17 protein-coding genes and 1 tRNA gene are annotated in these 18,097 nt (G+C 56.1%); 10 read left to right on the forward strand and 8 right to left on the reverse strand.

What is annotated here, in order from left to right; genetic code table 11:
- Positions 1-830: 830 nt before the first annotated feature.
- From NE637_RS01765 to NE637_RS01785, 5 genes are all read left to right on the forward strand, one after another.
- Positions 831-1,742, forward strand: a complete 912-nt coding sequence (locus tag NE637_RS01765; protein ID WP_192111882.1) for a glutamate/aspartate ABC transporter substrate-binding protein — start codon at positions 831-833, stop codon at positions 1,740-1,742.
- Between the two features lie 106 nt (positions 1,743-1,848).
- Entirely contained in the window at positions 1,849-2,598 is a 750-nt protein-coding gene (locus tag NE637_RS01770; protein ID WP_022659398.1) for an amino acid ABC transporter permease, read from the forward strand.
- Positions 2,591-3,268 carry an ABC transporter permease subunit gene (locus NE637_RS01775; protein ID WP_192111883.1) on the forward strand — a complete coding sequence of 226 codons (678 nt, stop codon included), beginning with the start codon at positions 2,591-2,593 and terminating at the stop codon, positions 3,266-3,268. The genes NE637_RS01770 and NE637_RS01775 overlap by 8 nt, the downstream gene beginning before the upstream one ends.
- 20 nt (positions 3,269-3,288) lie before the next feature.
- Complete coding sequence (locus tag NE637_RS01780) at positions 3,289-4,017, forward strand: amino acid ABC transporter ATP-binding protein (RefSeq protein WP_192112092.1); 729 nt, start codon at positions 3,289-3,291, stop codon at positions 4,015-4,017.
- Between the two features lie 410 nt (positions 4,018-4,427).
- Positions 4,428-5,336 carry a flagellin N-terminal helical domain-containing protein gene (locus NE637_RS01785; RefSeq protein WP_192111884.1) on the forward strand — a complete coding sequence of 303 codons (909 nt, stop codon included), beginning with the start codon at positions 4,428-4,430 and terminating at the stop codon, positions 5,334-5,336.
- A gap of 116 nt (positions 5,337-5,452) precedes the next feature.
- Here the strand turns inward: NE637_RS01785 and rnc are convergent, their stop codons facing one another.
- Positions 5,453-6,196, reverse strand: a complete 744-nt coding sequence (gene rnc / locus NE637_RS01790) for a ribonuclease III (RefSeq protein ID WP_227117894.1) — start codon at positions 6,194-6,196, stop codon at positions 5,453-5,455.
- A gap of 101 nt (positions 6,197-6,297) precedes the next feature.
- On the opposite strand from rnc, the gene NE637_RS01795 reads away from it, so the two are divergent.
- The 4 genes from NE637_RS01795 to NE637_RS01810 all read left to right on the forward strand — a co-directional run bounded on the left by NE637_RS01795 (position 6,298) and on the right by NE637_RS01810 (position 10,342).
- Positions 6,298-6,639 carry a hypothetical protein gene (locus NE637_RS01795; RefSeq protein WP_192111886.1) on the forward strand — a complete coding sequence of 114 codons (342 nt, stop codon included), beginning with the start codon at positions 6,298-6,300 and terminating at the stop codon, positions 6,637-6,639.
- A gap of 162 nt (positions 6,640-6,801) precedes the next feature.
- Positions 6,802-9,477: a TIGR03960 family B12-binding radical SAM protein gene (locus tag NE637_RS01800; protein ID WP_227117896.1), complete on the forward strand. Its 2,676-nt coding sequence runs from the start codon at positions 6,802-6,804 to the stop codon at positions 9,475-9,477.
- Positions 9,478-9,481: 4 nt separating this feature from the next.
- A complete protein-coding gene (locus tag NE637_RS01805) occupies positions 9,482-10,102 on the forward strand; it encodes a GDSL-type esterase/lipase family protein (RefSeq protein WP_227117898.1) in 621 nt (206 codons plus the stop codon).
- A 9-nt stretch (positions 10,103-10,111) separates the two neighbouring features.
- Positions 10,112-10,342 carry a hypothetical protein gene (locus tag NE637_RS01810; protein WP_022659388.1) on the forward strand — a complete coding sequence of 77 codons (231 nt, stop codon included), beginning with the start codon at positions 10,112-10,114 and terminating at the stop codon, positions 10,340-10,342.
- 443 nt (positions 10,343-10,785) lie between these two features.
- On the opposite strand, the gene NE637_RS01815 is transcribed toward NE637_RS01810, so the two are convergent.
- On the reverse strand, positions 10,786-11,262 hold the full coding sequence (locus tag NE637_RS01815; RefSeq protein WP_192111892.1) for a chemotaxis protein CheW: 477 nt from the start codon (positions 11,260-11,262) through the stop codon (positions 10,786-10,788).
- A gap of 169 nt (positions 11,263-11,431) precedes the next feature.
- Positions 11,432-13,354, reverse strand: coding sequence for a protein-disulfide reductase DsbD family protein (locus NE637_RS01820; protein ID WP_227117900.1), 1,923 nt, complete (start codon positions 13,352-13,354; stop codon positions 11,432-11,434).
- An 83-nt stretch (positions 13,355-13,437) separates the two neighbouring features.
- On the opposite strand from NE637_RS01820, the gene NE637_RS01825 reads away from it, so the two are divergent.
- Positions 13,438-13,513, forward strand: a tRNA-Lys gene (locus NE637_RS01825).
- 552 nt (positions 13,514-14,065) lie between these two features.
- On the opposite strand, the gene NE637_RS01830 is transcribed toward NE637_RS01825, so the two are convergent.
- The 5 genes from NE637_RS01830 to NE637_RS01850 form a co-directional block, all read right to left on the reverse strand.
- On the reverse strand, positions 14,066-15,445 hold the full coding sequence (locus NE637_RS01830; protein ID WP_227117902.1) for an amino acid permease: 1,380 nt from the start codon (positions 15,443-15,445) through the stop codon (positions 14,066-14,068).
- A 325-nt stretch (positions 15,446-15,770) separates the two neighbouring features.
- On the reverse strand, positions 15,771-16,493 hold the full coding sequence (locus NE637_RS01835; RefSeq protein WP_192111894.1) for a zinc-ribbon and DUF3426 domain-containing protein: 723 nt from the start codon (positions 16,491-16,493) through the stop codon (positions 15,771-15,773).
- 43 nt (positions 16,494-16,536) lie between these two features.
- The gene (gene hpt, locus NE637_RS01840; RefSeq protein WP_192111895.1) at positions 16,537-17,085 is read right to left on the reverse strand and encodes a hypoxanthine phosphoribosyltransferase; all 549 of its coding nucleotides are present in this window, start codon (positions 17,083-17,085) and stop codon (positions 16,537-16,539) included.
- Positions 17,072-17,581: an N-acetyltransferase gene (locus NE637_RS01845; protein WP_192111896.1), complete on the reverse strand. Its 510-nt coding sequence runs from the start codon at positions 17,579-17,581 to the stop codon at positions 17,072-17,074. The genes hpt and NE637_RS01845 overlap by 14 nt, the downstream gene beginning before the upstream one ends.
- Positions 17,581-18,048, reverse strand: coding sequence for a TlpA family protein disulfide reductase (locus tag NE637_RS01850; protein ID WP_227117903.1), 468 nt, complete (start codon positions 18,046-18,048; stop codon positions 17,581-17,583). Before NE637_RS01850 ends, NE637_RS01845 begins: the two co-directional genes overlap by 1 nt.
- Positions 18,049-18,097 lie beyond the last annotated feature (49 nt).

Consider the following 18,097-nt stretch of genomic DNA (forward strand, 5'->3'; position numbering starts at 1 on the left):
AGGCTGAAAAAAACAGCCTCCCAGAAAACCAAGCAGAACGATCATATTATCGTTTATCGGACAACACAAGCAGCACCAATAGCGCCAATCTTGAAAAAAATGTTACAGTTATGCGTCTGCCCAAAATTCGGAGGACAGCACGCGCGAGGTCAACGCAAGTGGATGTCATATTGACACCAGGGCTAATATTTATAATGATGCCGAGGTATTTTAATGAAAATTTTGATGCAGGTATTCTGCCGCAAACATAACTGGTTGTGGTTCCTGCACTCTAGGAGCGATTTCACCTTGCAATCGCTCCTAAGGCTGTGCGAGCAAACGCCCGCCTGTGAGGCGCGAGCGCATTTTACCCGCAGGGGTAAACGCCTGAACATGTGACGTAAAATTTTGCGAATACATTTCGCATCATTTAATTGCTCAAGAACGCAGCGACGCCTCCCCCCCAAGGCACCAGTCAGCGATGGATCATGCACCGCCAAGCGCCGCATGGTTTGATGTATTTTTCTTTGCCGGTTGCCGCGTACCGTTCTCAGCAACGTGAAGCGGCGTGCGCTGAACCATGATAGCGCACCCGGCTTTCTTGCCTGCCAGCATCGGCGCGCCCGATGAGCGCAGACACTGCACTCTGGCAGGGACTCAGGGAAACTGTTTGCCGTGGACGTGCACTTGCACAACGGCACCCCATTAAAACCAGAGCACCGTAGTTACTGATTGCGGGGCTTGGCTTTTATGGGTTTGGCAAACACCATTTTCCGGGTAGTTTTCTTCGGCGGCGCTGCTAATTGGCAACGGGGCGCCGTCTTCCGTAAATGCCATTCCAGGAGGAAACCATGGCGCTGAAGAAATCCATTTTGTCCGCTCTGGCGGCTCTGCTTCTGCTGACCTCTGTTCAGGGCGGTCAGGCGCAGGCAGAGGAACTCACCGGGACCTTGAAAAAAATCAAGGATACCGGCGTGATTGTTGTGGGTCACCGTGAATCTTCCGTGCCTTTTTCCTACTACGATCTTCAGCAGAACGTTATCGGCTACGCACAGGACTATTCCAACAAGGTCGTGGAAGCCGTTAAAAAACAGCTGAACATGCCCAACCTCCAGGTGCGTTTTGTGCCCATCACCTCGCAGAACCGCATTCCCCTGCTGCAAAACGGCACCTTTGATTTCGAGTGTGGCTCGACCACCAACAACCTGGAACGTCAGCAGCAGGTTGACTTCTCCAACACCTTTTTTATCATCGGCACCCGCCTGCTGGTCAACAAAGACTCCGGCATCAAGGACTTTGACGGCCTGAAGGGCAAGAACGTTGCCGTGACCTCCGGCACCACGTCTGAAAAGCTGCTGAACAAGATGAATGACGAGAAGGGCCTCGCCATCAACATCATCAGCGTAAAAGACCACGGCGATGCGTTCCGCACTGTGGAATCTGGCCGCGCTGTGGCCTTCTTTATGGATGACGCCCTGCTTGCCGGCGAACGCGCCAAGGCCAAAAAGCCCGCTGACTGGATCATCGTGGGAACCCCGCAGAGCTTTGAAGCCTACGGCTGCATGGTGCGCAAGGGCGACGCGCAGTTCAAGAAGCTTCTTGACGACGTGATTGCTGCGGAACAGAGCAACGGCAATGCCGAAAAGTCCTTTAACCGCTGGTTCATGCAGCCCATTCCGCCCAAGAACATGAACATGAATTTTGAAATGTCTGACGAAATGAAGGCTCTCTTCAAGGCCCCCAACGATAAGGCCCTGAACTGATTTTAGGCATGCCCGGGAGCTTCAGGCGCAAGCGGGCGCTCCCGGGCATGCGTTTAAGCCCGCTGCACCATGAGATACGTTTTTTACACAGGGATGGAACCAACGAATGCAGGCTAACTGGAACTGGGGCATTTTTTTTGAGCAGGCGCCGTTCGGAAACGTCACCTACTTTAGCTGGCTGGTGGACGGCTTTTTGACGACAGTGGCCCTGTCTGTCTGTGCCTGGATTCTGGCTTTTCTTCTGGGCTCTTTTTTCGGTATTCTCCGCACTCTGCCCAACAAGATTCTGAGCAACATTGGCGCAGCCTATGTGACCGTTTTTCGCAACATACCTCTTATCGTTCAGTTTTTCATATGGTACCTTGCAGCACCCGACCTGCTGCCCTACAAAGCAAGCGTATGGTTCAAGGCAGAACTGAACCCCAACATCCAGTTTTTTGTCATTTCCACCTGCGCGCTGGGTTTCTTTACCGGTGCGCGCGTCTGTGAGCAGGTCAGGTCTGGCATTCAGGCCCTCTCGCGCGGGCAACGCTACGCAGCCCTGGCCCTTGGCCTTACGCTGCCGCAAACCTATCGTCACGTTCTGTTGCCCAATGCCTACCGCATTATCATTCCGCCGTTGACCTCCGAAATGCTCAATATGGTCAAAAACACCGCAGTTGCTTCAACTGTGGGGCTTATCGAACTGACCGCGCAGGCCAACCGCCTTCTGGAATTTTCCGGCTACGCGTATGAATCGTTCATTGCGGTTACGCTTGCCTACGCCTTCCTGAATTTTGTGGTTATGCGTTCCATGAAACTGCTGGAGAACAAAATGCGTTTGCCCTCCATGAGCACAGGAGGCAAAAATGTTTAGCATAGACTGGAGCATCATCCAGCAGAGCCTGCCCCTGCTTGCGCAGGGGGCATTGGTAACGCTCAAGATCACCATTACCGCCATTGCCTTTGGCATGGTGATAGGCACATTGCTGGCAGTGGCGCGCATTTCTGTTTACGCGCCCATGCGCTGGCTCTCCGCCGCCTATGTGAACTGCTTCCGCTCCATCCCCCTTGTGATGGTGCTGCTGTGGTTCTACCTCATTGTGCCGCAGTTTTTGAGTTCGTTCTTCAATCTTTCGCCGCAAACAGACATCCGGCTTGTTTCCGCCATAGTGGCCTTTACCGCATTTGAGGCGGCCTACTATGCAGAAATTATCCGCGCGGGCATGCGTAGTGTTTCCAGCGGCCAGTACGCGGCATCCCTTGCGCTTGGCATGACCAAGTCGCAAACAATCACCTATGTCATCCTGCCGCAGGCATTCCGCGTCATGACGCCCCTGCTGCTGACCCAGGGCATGATTCTTTTTCAGGATACCGCCCTGGTGTACATCATCGGCCTTGCCGACTTTTTCCGCACCGCTTCCAACATTGGCAAAACAACAGGCTATGAAATTGATATGGTACTGATTGCAGGATCCGGCTACTTTGTGGTCTGCCTCTGCGTTTCAGCCACCGTAACCATGGTAAAAAAGAGACTCAATCAATGATTAATCCCACCGATGAAGCCATGATCATTCTGGAAAACGTATCCAAGTGGTACGGTGACTTCAATGTGCTGAGCCACTGTAGCACGCGCATACACAAGGGCGAGGTTGTTGTGGTATGCGGGCCTTCCGGTTCGGGAAAATCCACGCTGATCAAAACCGTGAACGGCCTTGAACCCGTGCAGTCTGGCAAAATTTTTGTGAACAACACAGAAGTGACCAGCAAAAAAACCAACCTTGCCCAGCTCCGCAGCCACGTTGGCATGGTTTTTCAGCATTTTGAGCTTTTTCCGCACCTGAACATCATCCATAACCTTGTTCTGGCTCAGGAAAAGGTGCTTAAGCGCAACCGCGAAGAATCGATGGAAAAGGCCCACATGCTGCTCAAGCGGGTCGGCCTTGAACAGCAGACGGAAAAGTATCCTTCACAGCTCTCCGGCGGGCAGCAGCAACGCGTTGCCATTGCCCGTGCCCTGTGCATGGATCCCGTGGCCATGCTTTTTGACGAACCGACCTCCGCACTCGACCCGGAAATGATTAACGAAGTGCTGGATGTCATGGTTGAGCTGGCCTACGAAGGCATGACCATGATGGTCGTTACCCATGAAATGGGTTTTGCCCGCAAGGTCGCCAACCGGGTTCTCTTTATGGAAAGCGGCCAGATTCTCGAAGACTCCCCCAAGGACAAGTTCTTCGACAATCCGGCAACCCAGCGCGCCAAGGACTTTTTGGCCAACATCATTCCGCACTAATACGCCGCCTCAGGGCGCTGTTAACGGCATAACCCCGGCCTGCTCCCAGTACATGTGGGAACAGGCCGGGGTTTCTTCTTGCTGCGTAGCCCACCGCAGCCATAACAGGATGCATATACACAATGGATTATCAGGTTGGCCTGCAAGTGATAACTGCCTGCGCTGCCAACGCATAAGGATAACGTGCCGCAGCGATGAGCATCAGGCTGCATTCGCTCCATCGCCTCTGAAGCAGGCAAAGTGGTTTGTGCGACTGCCTTAATATACTGTCAAAAATTCCTCTTCAGGGAGGGAAAAAATTTCCCTCCACGATTTTAATCTTGTAACTATATAAATTATAATAACTTTTTTTATTGGCACATGGATTGCATCTTGGCGAGTACAGCTTAGTAACCACCAGGAGGTGTCCCATGTCTTTGGTCATTAACCATAATATGATGGCCGACAATACGGCCAGAAATTTAAATGCGCATTACTCGGCACTGGGAAAATCCATGCAGCGCTTGTCGTCTGGCCTTCGCGTCAACAGCGCCGCTGATGATGCCGCGGGTCTGGCAATTCGAGAACTGCAACGCGCCGACATAACCACCCTGCATCAGGGCGCGCGCAACGCGAACGACGCTATCTCCATGATCCAGACCGCCGACGGCGCGCTTGGCATCATCGATGAAAAGCTCACGCGCATGAAGGAACTGGCGGAACAGGCAGCCACCGGCACCTATGACTCCACGCAGCGCCTGATGATCGAGTCCGAGTACCAGGCAATGGCTTCGGAAATTACCCGTATCGCCAATGCCACCGACTTCAACGGTATCCACCTGTTGAACGGCACATTGTCCTCTGACTCGCACGATGGCAGCGGCATGACGTCTTCCGGCAAGCTGAAGGTTCACTTTGGCACCGGCAACGATTCTGCCGAAGACTATTACTATATCACCATCGGCTGCACCACCGCATCTGCCCTTGGCGTTGGCAATCAGGCCTATGACACCGCCACCAACACATTGCGGGCGGGCGGCACGGTTTCCACGCAGCAGGCCGCGCAGCAGTCGCTTGAGGCCATTACGAAGGCCATTGTGTCCAAGGATAAAATCCGCGCGCACCTTGGCGCGGTGCAGAACCGCCTGGAAAATACGATTACCAACCTGAACACTCAGGCTGAAAATCTCCAGGCTGCTGAATCCCGAATTTCCGACGTGGACGTTGCGACAGAAATGACGTCCTTTGTCCGCAACCAGATTCTCACCCAGTCTGCGGTGGCCATGTTGTCGCAGGCCAACTCCTTGCCGCAGATGGCCATGAAGCTTATCGGCGGTTAGGCCATCATAAACTAGGCTGTGGTGGACCAAAGATGGGAGGCCCGGGGGCTGTGCCCCCGGGCCGGGACAATCCCGATTATGCCCGCATGCTTCGCGGCGGCATATTGGGGGATTTGTCAGTTCTTTTTTGGTATTGCAGTAGACTCAAGAACGGCAAGCGCCTGCTGGGCGGCATTTTGTTCCGCCTTTTTGCAGCTGCTGCCAGTGGCGGCAAATTCGGTTCCATCCGGCAGCCGCAAGGCTATCTCAAAAATTTTGGCATGCTCCGGCCCCTGGCTGCCCATGCGGGTGTAGAGCGGCGCTTCGCCAAAGCGCTGTTGCGAAGCTTCCTGAAGCCTCGTTTTATAGTCCTTGGGCATGGTCTTGCTTGCAGCCGTGGGCCAGCGGTCAGCAAAAAGCCGCGCTACCACGCCCTGGGCGGCAGCAAAACCGCCGTCCTCATACACGGCGGCAAGCACAGCCTCCAGCGCATCGCTCAACACGCCGTCGCGATTACGTCCCCCCTGGCTTTCTTCTCCTCTTCCCAGTTTCAGCAAGGCAACAAGCCCAATCTTTCGTGCCCGCTCCGCAAGGCTTACGGTGCTCACCAGATGCGCCCGCATCTTGGTCAGCTCGCCTTCGCGAGCATCAGGAAACCGCCGATATAACTGGGCGGAGACGCACAGTTCAAGCACGGCATCGCCTAAAAATTCAAGGCGTTCGTTATGGTTTTGCCCTGTGCCGCATTCATTGGCCCACGAGCTGTGCGTCAGGGCAAGATCCAGCAGCGCGGGCTTTGTAAAGACATACCCGAGCACTGTTTCCAGCACTTTGGCCGCTGCTGCGGGGTCTGTATTTGTGGGTGCGTCAAAATTCTGCATGCCCGTACTGTAGTCATTTCAAAACTGTTGGCAACATAAAATACCTTGACATGCGTTGCGCCAATGCCTAGGTAAAACCAACGACTACCGAGGAGTTGAGCATGGCTTATGATATCCGTTTGATGAAGCTGGTGACGGGCGAACTGATCATCGGCAAGTATGACGCCGACAAGGACTGCCTTAACGAGGTGGCCACCCTTCAGACTGTCCCCACCCAGCAGGGTGTGCAGATGATGCTGTTGCCCTACGGCTATCCCTTTGAACCTGATTTTACGGGCAGCATTGAGGGAAAAAATTTCCTCTACCGCTATGCCAACACCCCCAAGGAACTGCAGGACAAGTACATCGAAGCCTGCACCAATCTGACCGTGGCCGGCGGCCTCGGCAAGATGCAGTTCAGCTCCGAACCCTTTGGTGGTTCCGGCAGCGGCCTTATCAAGTAATTCAAGAAGAACTCTTGCAGCAAACCCCTTTGCGCCCGGCGGCTTTGCCGACTCTGACGGCGCAATACCCGAGAAACGGGGTTTGCCATCACTCTTGGGGCGGCGCAACACGCCGCCCTTTTTGCACCCTTCGCCTTTTCTCCAACCCACACAAGGATAGACATGCGCCCACTGCTGCCCCTATTGCCCAAACCCAGCCGCTATGCGGGCATTGAGGACAACGCCTGCCGTAAGAACCCCGAAGAAGTACGCCTGCGCGTGGCTCTGGCCTTTCCCGATACCTATGATGTGGGCATGTCCTACCTTGGACAAAAAATTCTTTACAATATCGTCAACAGCGAACCGCGCTGGTGGGCAGAGCGCGTCATGGCGCCTGAAAAGGAAGCCGCAGAAATTCTGCGCGCCCACAATACGCCGCTGGCCACGCTGGAATCAGACACGCCATTGGGCAACATGCACTGCCTGAGCTTTTCCATCACGCACGAGCTCTGCTACACCAATGTGCTCTATATGCTTGATCTGGCAGGCATCCCGCTGCGCACTGCAGACAGGCCGAAAAGCCTCACCCAATGCCCCCTGGTTATTGCTGGCGGCGGCGCGCTGCTGAGCGCGGAACCGCTGACCCCCTTTGTGGACATCATGGTGCTCGGCGACGGCGAGGAAAGCCTGCCGGACGTGCTGCGCATGCTTGAAAAAGCTCTGGATCAGGGCTGGACGCGCGATGAAATGCTGCTGCAATCGCGCACCATTCCCGGCGTGTACGTGCCGTCCCTTTTTCAGCAGGAATTTGACGCCGCAGGCGCGCCCATTTTCCCGCTCAAGCCACTGCGCGATGACTACCAGCGCCCCACCCGGCGCATTGTGGCCGACCTCAACAATGCGGCCTACCCCACGCGGCAGGTTGTGCCTGTGGGCGCTGTCCACAATCGCCTCTCGCTCGAAATCGCGCGCGGCTGCACACGCGGCTGCCGTTTTTGCCATGCGGGCATGGTTTACCGCCCCGTGCGCGAGCGCTCGCTTGACAATATCAATGAACTCCTGACCAAATGCCTGAACGAAACGGGCTTTGACGAAATTTCCTTCCTTTCTCTGAGCACGGGCGACTTTTCCGCCTTGAAGACCCTGAGCTTCGGCGTGCTTGACCGCTGCGCCCGCGAACAGATCAGCCTTTCCCTGCCCTCGCTTCGCGTTGGCTCCATTGATGACGAAATCATTGAACGCATGGCCGATCTGCGCCGCACTGGCGTGACTCTCGCCCCCGAGGCTGGCAGTCAGCGCCTGCGCGACGTTATCAACAAGGGCGTTACCGAAGAAGGCCTGCTGCTGCACGCGCAGAAACTGGTCGAACACGGCTGGCGGCTTGTAAAGCTCTACTTCATGATCGGCCTGCCCACAGAAACGGATGAAGACCTGTCGGCCATTGCGGATATCTGCCGCAAGGTTCGCGATGCCGCTGGCCGCGGCAACCCCCGCTTACAGGTGACAGCCGCCCTTTCACCCTTTGTGCCCAAGCCCTTCACGCCCTTCCAGTGGGTGCCGCAGATCGGGCAGGATGAAATCCAGCGCCGCGTCAATCTGGTGCGGACGCAGTTCAAGGGGCAGAAGTTCCTCAAGCTGCGCTGGCACGAACCCGCCATGAGTCACCTTGAAGGGGTCTTGTCGCGCGCAGACCGCCGTATGGCCGATGTGGTGGAAAAGGCCTACCGCAAGGGCGCTGTGTTTACGAGCTGGATGGAACATTTTTCTCTGCCGCCCTGGCTTGAAGCTCTTGAAGAGTGCGGTATCAGCGCGCAGGAATGCACCGGCCCGCGCGAACCCGGCGCAGCCCTGCCCTGGAGCCACCTTGAAGCTGGCATTTCCGAGGAATTTCTGCTGCGTGAACGCGAACGCGCCCTGACGGAAAAAATTACCGATGATTGCCGCTACGGCGCGTGCCGCCAGTGCGGCGCATGTGACACCAAGGCTGCCCCTTCGCGCATGCAGCACGCATCCGCCCCGGCGGACTCGGACGAACCCGGCCAGCCCCTGCACCGCAACAGGCTTATTTTGCCGCAGCGCGACCAAATGGCCCACGCGCCTACCCTGGACGAGGAAGGCCGCCTTGTCTGCCGTCCGCAAACCAGCCGCCCGCCCAAGATCACTGCGGAGCTGACCGTCAAGGCGGCCCAGTACCGCCTGTGGCACAGCAAGGCCGGGGGCAGCGCATATCTGAGCCAGCTTGAATTGCAGGCTGTGCTTGACCGCGCTTTGCGCAGGGCTGCCATGCCCCTGGCATTTTCGCAGGGCTTCCACCCCATGCCGTTGCTCTCCTTTGGCCGCGCGCTGCCTGTGGGCGTGGAAAGCCAGGCCGAGTGGTTTGCCCTTACCCTGCACAAAAATCTGCCGCCGGAAGAAGTCGCCGCGCGCCTGGCCCCCCTGCTGCCCCCCGGCATGAACGTGCTGCGGGTGGAGCCTGTGGAAAAAAGCCGCCGCACAGAACAGGCCGTTGCCGAAGCCTTTACCCTGCGCATGCCCACTCAGGAAGAAACCGCAGCGGCAGCCCGCTGCTTTGCCGAATTTGCCGAGATGTCCGAGCGCATGTTCACGCGCGATACCAAGAAAGGCCCGCGCACGGCAGATATCCGACTGATGTTGCGCGACTGGTCAACAAAGACCAGTGAAGCGAGCCAGGTGGAGGCCGTGACATTTGTGGCAGACTGGAGTAACGGATACCTGTCTCCTCTGGTTTTCTGCATGGCAGTGCTTGAAACCCTGGGAGCATCCGAAATTCTGCGCCAGCGCATAGGCTTGCTTAAAACAGCGCAGATATTTGCGGACGGTCAATCCTATCCAGAGTAACCATATGCCGCATACGACACCAGCCTGGTTCTTTTTTGGCGATTCGCTGACGCAAGGCGTTAACGATTGTCTCATGCCGGGCGGGTGGGTAAGCAGGCTGGCAGTGCTTGCACACAAAACGGGCCTTTGCCCCATACCGCGCGCCACGTTTTATAATCTGGGCGCGCGGCGGCACGGCACGGCTGACGTTGCCGCACGCTGGCGGCAGGAGCTGGAAAACAGGCTTATACCCGGTATGAAGCCGCACCTTGTTTTTTGCGTGGGCGTGGTGGATATGGCTGCCCCAGGCGGCGGCCAGCCCGCAGACCCGGCATCGATGGCAGCATTGCTGCACCCCGTGCTGGAAGAAACGGCGGCAACCGCCCCCACTCTGGTGATCAGCCCGCCGCCCGTTGCGGCAGCGGAAGCGAACGCCCGCATCGCACAACTGTGCAAACTGCAACAAATGCTGTGCGACCAGCGCGGCATTCCTTTTGCGCAGGTGCATGAGCTTTTGATAACCAATTCCGTCTATATGGACGATCTGAGCGATGGGCTGCACCCCGGATCACAGGGTTGCGCCCAGATGGCGCAAACGCTGCTGGCGCAGCAATGCGTTAGAGAATTCATGCGCGCCGCGCAGTAGGAGAACACAATGGGTTCATGTATTCCCTTTATTGACGAACAGCCTTTTGCAGAACGTGTCAAAACAATGGCGGATGACGAACTGCTTGAAATCTGGGAAGAAACCCAGCAGCTTGAAAGCATGTTGTGTAATGCCTTGCACACAGATCTTGCCCTGGCTCCTGATTATGAAAAGGTCATTGTGGAAGAGCTGTTTCTGCGGTCGAGCCGCCGGGTACGGCAGCAGCCGCTGGGTAAATAATTCTCTTTTTTTCTGTTGATACGGCTCCTGCACGCGATTGCAGGGGCCGTTTTTTCATTGCAGCGTTTGCCTTGCAGTGCAGGTTGCCTGCGGCGGCAAAATGCGCCAATCAGTCAGCCATCACAAGACAAAAGGCTTGCGCACTTTCAGCGGCTGGCGCTGGTGCGTCACCGCTTCTCCCCCTCTTTTCCCAGTTCACCGCAAGATCAAATGCAGTGTTTGGCTATGGTCAACAGTTAAAAACAGGCCGGGCATAGCCCGGCCTGTTTTTAATACCCTTTCGGCACTGTTGTCATAATCTGCTGACACAGCACCCAGGCAGCCATGATATACGTGGCTACTCTACGGATGCCGGGCTCTGCGGGCGCAGTCAGAGAAATCGGTGCAGGCACTCTCCACACGTTACTCTGCTGGCAATGCAGCGCCAGATGCCGGGCTACGGGCTAGACGGACGTCAACATCTCCAGATCGTCGCTAGAAAGCAGCTTATCAAGATCAAGCATGATAAGCAGGCGATCCTGCAACTTGCCCACTCCGCTGATGTAGTCCGAGTCCACCCCGGCCACAACTGGCGGCGGCGGTTCCACCGTGCTTGCGGGTATGCGCAACACCTCGGAGACGGCATCGACAACAAAGCCCACAATGATGTTGTTGATTTCAATGACAATAATCCGCGTGTTTTTGTCATGTCCCTTGGGGGCAAGACCAAAACGCCGACGCAGGTCAATGATGGGGATCACCTTGCCGCGCAGATTGATGACGCCTTCCACAAATTCCGGAGCACGGGGCACCTTGGTGATTTCCATGGTGCGGATGATCTCCTGAACTTTCAGGATGTTCACCCCGAACTCTTCTTCACCGATGCTGAACGTCACCAGTTGCAGAAGTTCGTCTTCCTGTTTTTTTTGACTCAGATCCATGTCTGCTCCCTTGTCGCAAGTAGGCCGCAGTCGTGTGCAGAAAAATTACATGAGGGGCAACCCTTGGGCCGTGAACCTCTTTTCCATTTCAAGCACTGCTGTATGGTCACACATTAGACAATATCGGCAGGGCAGTAAAGAACCATAGGGCAATCTACGAAAAAGGCCATTATTTTTCATAAGTTTCACTCAGGGCCTGCTCAAGTGTCCGGGCGCTATACACATCGCGCAGCACAAGAGGCTGCCCGGCTTCATCCCCGGCGGGGAAAATGGCTGTAAGCGGAATACTTTTGCTGCCCAGGGCGTCAAGCAATCGAACCGCATAGGCATTGGCGTTGGTCAGATCCACGCGTACGAGTTCCATGCCGTACCGGGCCTGAAGCTTGCGCATGCGTTCGTCCGTCAGCACTGTGGCTTCCATAAATTTGCAGTTGGGGCACCAGTTGGCGGTAAATTCAAGCAGCATGGGCTTTTTGCCAAGGTTGGCCTCAAAAGCCTCCGGCGTGAATTGCCGCCATTGGGGCAGGGGCGCAACTGGGCGCAGTACCCAGAAAACAGACGCCACCAGCAGACCCACGCCCAGCACGCCCATGATCTTGCGCCTCAGGGGCGGCGCGGTTATGCCGCAATACTGCCCCCACAGCCAGGCGCAGAGCGAAAGCACCAGCAGCACGGTGAGCACCTGCATGTGCCGCTCAACAGGCAGCACAGAAAGCAGGTAAAGGGCCGTGCCCATGAGCATAAAGCCCACTATGCGCTCAAAAACGTGCATCCAGGCGCCGGGTTTTGGCAAAATACGCGCCAGATCTGGCCAGATGCAAAACAGGATGTACGGCAGGGCCATGCCCAGACCCACAGCCCAAAAAACCACAACAACAATGATGAGCGGCTGGGTAAAAGCCCAGCCCAGCACGCCGCCCAGCAGCGGGCCGCTGCACGGCGTAGCCAGAAAGGTCGAAACAAGGCCCGTAAAATATGCCTGCAAACAGGGATTTTTGCTGTTGGCCCCGGTCTTGAGGTCAATAACCGGCAGGCTGAACACGCCAAGGGTAGACAGCCCCATCAAAAAGACCACCAGCAGCATGACCATGAGCACAGCCTGATTTTGATAAAGCTGCCCCCACATAAGGTCTGCAAGCCCCAGCACAAGAGCCAGTGCGCTGAACAGCGTCATGACCCCTGCGGCAAAGCAGAGGTTGTGCTGCCGAAATCGCTTGAGCCCTGCGGCATCACGCCCGCCAACCATGAGAAGCCCGCTCACCTTGAAGGTGAGCACTGGCAGCACGCAGGGCATGGCGTTGAGCAGCAGGCCCGCGAGTATGCCAAACAGCAGGGCCTTGCCCAGGCCGGAAATTTCCATGGAATCATCAAGAAAACGCGGCGAAAGGCGCACGTCAAAACCATCCGGCGGCGGCAGCTTTTCCATGCCTTCCTCGACCCATCCACCAGTGGTGGCCTGCGCGGACTCCCTGGCCCACGCGTCCCCCGCCGCATCATCGTTGCCGTCCTCTTCCGCCTGGGGTGCTGGCGGCGGCGCAGGCGTGCGACGTTGCAATTCCTGCCACTGTATGCGCCAGGGCATGCCGCTGATGGGCGCTGATTCACGCGCAACCACGCCCGTCACTTGTTCATTGACGGGCATGCACTTGCGGCTGGAGCATAACAGCATGCTCAAATCAGCCACAAAGGGCTTTCCTGCGGCATCGGACGGCAAGGGGATGTAGAAGGTCACGTTGCCTTCGTACACGTTCACGGTAGCCGCTGGATCGTAATAATCGCGCTGGACTGCTCCATCGGGGTAATACACGGGCAAGGCCCGGCCCCCTGCTACAGAAAAAGCCACAGTAGTGGGTCTGCCCGCCTCGCCCGGTTCGTGCCCGTAGGCGTGAAATTCCGCAGGGATAACAATATGCAGCGCAGCAATCAGGTTTTGCCCGTCGCGGGCAGTTTCAAGCCTTGGTTGCAGATCCTCGGCCCGCGCCCCAAAACTCATAAAAACAGCGGCGCACAGCACCACGAGGCTTGCGCACAGCACTCGCCAGACCAGGGCAAGCGGCATGGCGGAAGCTACGGCCAGTTTGTCATATTTCAATGCATTGTCTCTTTTTAGCTGATTTTTTTCAAATTGCTTGACAGGCAGGGCCGCATGAGCGTAAACACCTTTTCACGCAATGCGGGTCATTAGCTCAATTGGTAGAGCAGCTGACTCTTAATCAGTTGGTTCGGGGTTCGAGTCCCTGATGGCCCACCAGAAAATTCAGGTTCGCGGTTCAACCGCGAACCTTTTTTTGTTGTTGCATTATGTTTTTTCATGGCGTTCACCTGTTGCAAGACAATAGCCGCTCCTCGAAGGCAAGTCTAGACAAGCGCTTTCCGGCTACGTCACTTGTGAAAACCGCAGCTTACGGCCTTCCTTGTTCGCATTTGACCGCTCCCGCCCTTTGCCAGCCCATCACAGGCCGATTCTGCCCCTTCTGCTGCCAATTTTTCTTAACAGTCTTGCATGGATAAATATTACCAACCGCACATCGGCCCTGAAGCCAGACAGGCAGTCACAGCCGCAATGCCGCGATTACGGATTTTCTCCCAGCACGCCACAAGCCACGATTTCATATTTCTGCTTGTGCCAAAAAAAATTTTCAACACCTTGCCATACGCTGCCCAACTTGCTTGGCTGGCAGCGGCAGGAATCCCTTGCCCCCCAAGGTACACACCACAAAAAACAAGGCCCGCTTATCATGCCATCCCCAAAGGGACGCGCACGCCAAGCGGGCCTTTACAGCCTGAAAACGCGGCTACAGCGTTATTTGCTCATGCTGGGAGGCAGATGCTTGCTCTGCTTTTTCAGCCTGTAGCCCAGCCATACAAAGGCAATCCAGATGGGGGCAAGCATTACCGCAAGGCTTTCACCAATGATCACAAGCACTGCGAGCACCATGGCCATGACCAGCAGGCACAGATAGTTGGTGAAAGGATGCCAAAGGGACTTGAAATGAATGACTTCGCCAGCCCGAACCATGGCAGCGCGGAACTTGAGGTGCGTCAGGCTGATCATGGCCCAGTTAATGACCAGAGCGGCAACAACAAGCGACATGAGCAGGCCAAGGGCCTTGCCGGGCATGGCGTAGTTGATGATGACGCAGATCAGCGTGGCTAGAGACGAAATCAGCAGGGCGTACACCGGCACGCCGCGAGCGCTGACCGTACCGAAGGCCTTGGGGGCGTTGCCCTGAAGCGCCAGGCCAAACAGCATGCGGCTGTTGCAGTAAACGCAGCCATTGTAGACGGAAAGGGCCGCTGTGAGCACCACAAAGTTCAGCACATGCGCGGCAAAAGGAATGCCGATGAGGTCAAAAATCTGCACAAAGGGGCTGGCTACCATGGCCTGGGCCCAGTGGCTCTTGTCCACGGGTGCGCCAAGCTGGCTCCAGGGGTGCAGGGTCAGCAGCACAAGCAGCGCGCCAATGTAAAAAATAAGAATGCGGTAGATGATCTGGTTCACAGCCTTGGGGATGGTCACACGCGGATTGTCGGTTTCCGCAGCGGCAATGCCCACAAGCTCCAGCCCGCCGAACGAAAAGGCCACAACCGCCAGTGCGGTAAACACGCCTTCCCATCCATGCGGCAAAAAGCCGCCGTGGGTCCACAGGTTGCTCACCGCCGCGTCAGGGCCAGCATGGCCGCTGAACAACAAAAAAGACCCCAGCAGAATCATGGAGACAATGGCCACAATCTTGATGGAGGCAAACCAGAATTCCATTTCGCCAAAAAGGCTCACATGGCAAAGGTTTACGCCGGTGATCAGCAGGAAGAAAAAGGCCGTGGTCTGCCATGGCTGGATGCTGGGAAACCAGTATTGCACATATACGGCAACAGCCGACAGCTCGGACATGCCCACCAGAACATACAGAATCCAGTAGTTCCAGCCAGAAAGCAGACCGGGAAAATCGCCCCAGTACTTGTGGGCAAGGTTGCTGAAAGATCCGGCAACGGGTTCCTGCGCCATCATTTCGCCAAGCTGGCGCATGATCATGAAGGCAATGAAGCCGCCAAGCGCGTAGCTGATCAGAACAGCGGGGCCAGCCATCTGGATGGTGCCAGCCGAACCAAGGAACAAGCCGGTGCCAATGGCTCCGCCCAGGGCAATGAGCTGTACATGCCTGTTTTTTAAGGCTCTCTTCAATTCTGGTTTTTCGTTTTTCATTTGCAGCAATTTGGCTATGCGGCCACTCCCCGCCAGAGTCGCCCTGTTGCACAAAATCCGGTATGCGGCCGGCCAATCCTCTTGTCGCCAAAAACGAAAGGCGGCTTCCACAACAAAACCGGCCTTTCGCGCACATTCGCCTTTTGTCCGGTCAGCAGCAGACGGCTGACCCAACATTCTGCAGGCCGCAATACAGCCCGCCGCAGCTATTGGCACCGCGGTGGGCAAACCGCTTATGCGGCCCTGCGCCTGGCACAATAACAAAACGCCGCTCGAAAACAAGCGGCGTTTTGCGTCAGAACAGTTATTTGGGCTGCTCTGCGGGGGTGCCCGTACCGGAACCGCCCTGCTCAGACACATCCCTGGCGTCAACGATCCTCACGCCAAACTCGGCCACGCCTTCGGGCGGCGCGTAAAACAGCACCATAAACGGCACTTCGCCGCCGCGCGGCACATTGGTGTTGTTGGTGAGAATCTCAACCTTGTTGTTGAGGAAGGATTCCATTTCCTTCTCGCTCAGCACCTGGAGCTGAAAAAGTGAAAGCTGCACGCCGCCAAGCTGTTTTTTGACAGCCAGGGCTTTCTTGTCCTTGTCGTAGATGGCGGCTTCAATGGTAATGAGTTCCTTTGGCTGCGGGAATTCGTTAACCACCCTGCCCTCTATCACAAAAACCTTGCCCACCTTTTCATTATCAACATAATACTGCCGCACGTTGCGCATGGTCAGCAGCTCAACCTGCTTGGCAATTTCCTGCTCATTGGGCTGCTTGGCAGCGCTCTTGAGCGAGTAATAATACCAGCCGCCGCCTGCGCAGGCCAGCACCAGCACAAAAATCAGCGCCAGTTTGACCAGTGGCAGCTTCTTTTTGATGGGCATTTCCGGCAGCGGCCCCTGTTCGGCCAGGGGGACTTCCGGCTCATAGGTGAAAACCGTCTTGCAGACCGAGCAACGCAGCTTGACGCCCGGCTTGGCAAGCTGATCCGGCAAATTGAAGCGGCTACCGCAATTAGGACACTTTATTTCCATGCCATTACTCCAAAACCTACCGGCTGCCGGAGCCGGGAAAAGCCTATTCGGGAATAACTTCAAACACGCCGGGCAACATACGGTAATGCTCGGCGTAGTCCAGGCCATAGCCCACAATGAACCCCTGGTTCAGCTTGAAGCCCGCAAAATCGACCTTAACGTCAACTTCCCGGCGTTCATCCTTGTCCACCAGTGCAGCCAGGCGCAGACTGCGCGCCTTGCGCGCCGCAAACTGCCCGAGCAGAAAACGCATGCTGTGCCCGCTGTCCACGATATCTTCAACAATCAGCACATGCTTGCCGCAAATGTCAATCTCAACATCCTTGCTGAAGATCACATGCTTGGAGCTGGAAGACCCTTTGCCATAACTGGACAAACGGACAAAATCCAGTTCCAGATTTTTGTTATGCAAAAATCGAACCAGATCACTAAAAAACATAAAGCCACCCTTGAGCACACACACTGCCACCATCGGCTCATCACCGTACTCGGCGTTGATCTCTGCGGCCAGTTCCTGGATCCGGGCTGCAATCTGTTCCGGCGTGAATACCGGTTTCAGTTCTTTTACCTTGATGTCGTTAGCCTTGGACATGCACCTCTCCTACGTCCTTTGCAGCGGAATCCAGTTCAAAATAAACGGCTGTTTCGTCGCAGTTGGGGTACTTGGCGCAGTGCACGCAGTCGGCCCAGATTTTTTGCGGCAAAACATTCTTGTCCACAACCCTGAAACCCAGGCGGGCGAAAAACGCCTCCTGGTATGTAAGCGCAAACACTTTCTGAATATGCAGGTCGCGGCATTCGCTAAGGCAGGCGTTGACAAGCTCCCGGCCCGTTCCCAGGCGGCGGGCGTCTTCACGCACCACAAGCGAGCATATTTCGGCCAGATCTTCCCACACCGGGGCAAGGGCGCAGCAGCCCACTATCTCGCCAGCAGTATTCTCCGCAACCATGAAATTGCGCACATGCCCATAAAGATGGATCAGCGCGCGGGGCAGCAAAAGCCCTTTCTGGGCGCATTGCAGCAAAAGCCCATGCATGGACTTTACATCGTCCATGTGGGCTTTGCGCACCACAAGGGTATTTTCCATTATTTCTGTTCCAGCAACTTTTTAAAGACCATCTCTACCATTTCGGCGTCCGCCATGCCGGGTTCAGACAGAATGAGCTGGCCATCCTTGCTGTAGAAGGCATTGTGAGGAATCTGCGAAATCTTGAACGCCCGCGCCACATCGCGGTCAGCGACAAAGACGGGGTATGTCATCTTCATCTTTTCCACAAAGGGGGGCACAACCTTGGAGTCTTCATCAAGGGAGATGCTCACGATAAGCACGTCTTTTTCCGCGTACTTTTTGCGAACGTTCACAAGCTCGGGGATTTCAACGCGGCACGGAGGGCACCATGTGGCGAAGAAATTGAGCATGATGACCTTGCCCTTGTTTTTGGCAAGCATATCCGTCAGCCCGGCCAAATTCAGGGTAGGAACCGATGACGAGGCCGCCAGCGCCGAGCACGGCAAAGCCAGACACAGCAGTAAGGCCAGGATGAGTTTCTTCATAGTTTACCCGAAGTTTTGAATGAGGAGCAAAGGCCGCGCCGGGGCGCGG

The sequence above is a fragment of the Desulfovibrio desulfuricans genome, from assembly GCF_024460775.1.
GTDB lineage: Bacteria > Desulfobacterota > Desulfovibrionia > Desulfovibrionales > Desulfovibrionaceae > Desulfovibrio > Desulfovibrio desulfuricans_E.

Bases quoted from the DNA above. Each gene is read 5' to 3' on its own strand.
- NE637_RS01765 (WP_192111882.1), top strand. From the start codon at position 831: ATGGCGCTGAAGAAATCCATTTTGTCCGCTCTGGCGGCTCTGCTTCTG.
- NE637_RS01770 (WP_022659398.1), top strand. From the start codon at position 1,849: ATGCAGGCTAACTGGAACTGGGGCATTTTTTTTGAGCAGGCGCCGTTC.
- NE637_RS01775 (WP_192111883.1), top strand. From the start codon at position 2,591: ATGTTTAGCATAGACTGGAGCATCATCCAGCAGAGCCTGCCCCTGCTT.
- NE637_RS01780 (WP_192112092.1), top strand. From the start codon at position 3,289: ATGATCATTCTGGAAAACGTATCCAAGTGGTACGGTGACTTCAATGTG.
- NE637_RS01785 (WP_192111884.1), top strand. From the start codon at position 4,428: ATGTCTTTGGTCATTAACCATAATATGATGGCCGACAATACGGCCAGA.
- rnc (WP_227117894.1), bottom strand. From the start codon at position 6,196: ATGCAGAATTTTGACGCACCCACAAATACAGACCCCGCAGCAGCGGCC.
- NE637_RS01795 (WP_192111886.1), top strand. From the start codon at position 6,298: ATGGCTTATGATATCCGTTTGATGAAGCTGGTGACGGGCGAACTGATC.
- NE637_RS01800 (WP_227117896.1), top strand. From the start codon at position 6,802: ATGCGCCCACTGCTGCCCCTATTGCCCAAACCCAGCCGCTATGCGGGC.
- NE637_RS01805 (WP_227117898.1), top strand. From the start codon at position 9,482: ATGCCGCATACGACACCAGCCTGGTTCTTTTTTGGCGATTCGCTGACG.
- NE637_RS01810 (WP_022659388.1), top strand. From the start codon at position 10,112: ATGGGTTCATGTATTCCCTTTATTGACGAACAGCCTTTTGCAGAACGT.
- NE637_RS01815 (WP_192111892.1), bottom strand. From the start codon at position 11,262: ATGGATCTGAGTCAAAAAAAACAGGAAGACGAACTTCTGCAACTGGTG.
- NE637_RS01835 (WP_192111894.1), bottom strand. From the start codon at position 16,493: ATGGAAATAAAGTGTCCTAATTGCGGTAGCCGCTTCAATTTGCCGGAT.
- hpt (WP_192111895.1), bottom strand. From the start codon at position 17,085: ATGTCCAAGGCTAACGACATCAAGGTAAAAGAACTGAAACCGGTATTC.
- NE637_RS01845 (WP_192111896.1), bottom strand. From the start codon at position 17,581: ATGGAAAATACCCTTGTGGTGCGCAAAGCCCACATGGACGATGTAAAG.
- NE637_RS01850 (WP_227117903.1), bottom strand. From the start codon at position 18,048: ATGAAGAAACTCATCCTGGCCTTACTGCTGTGTCTGGCTTTGCCGTGC.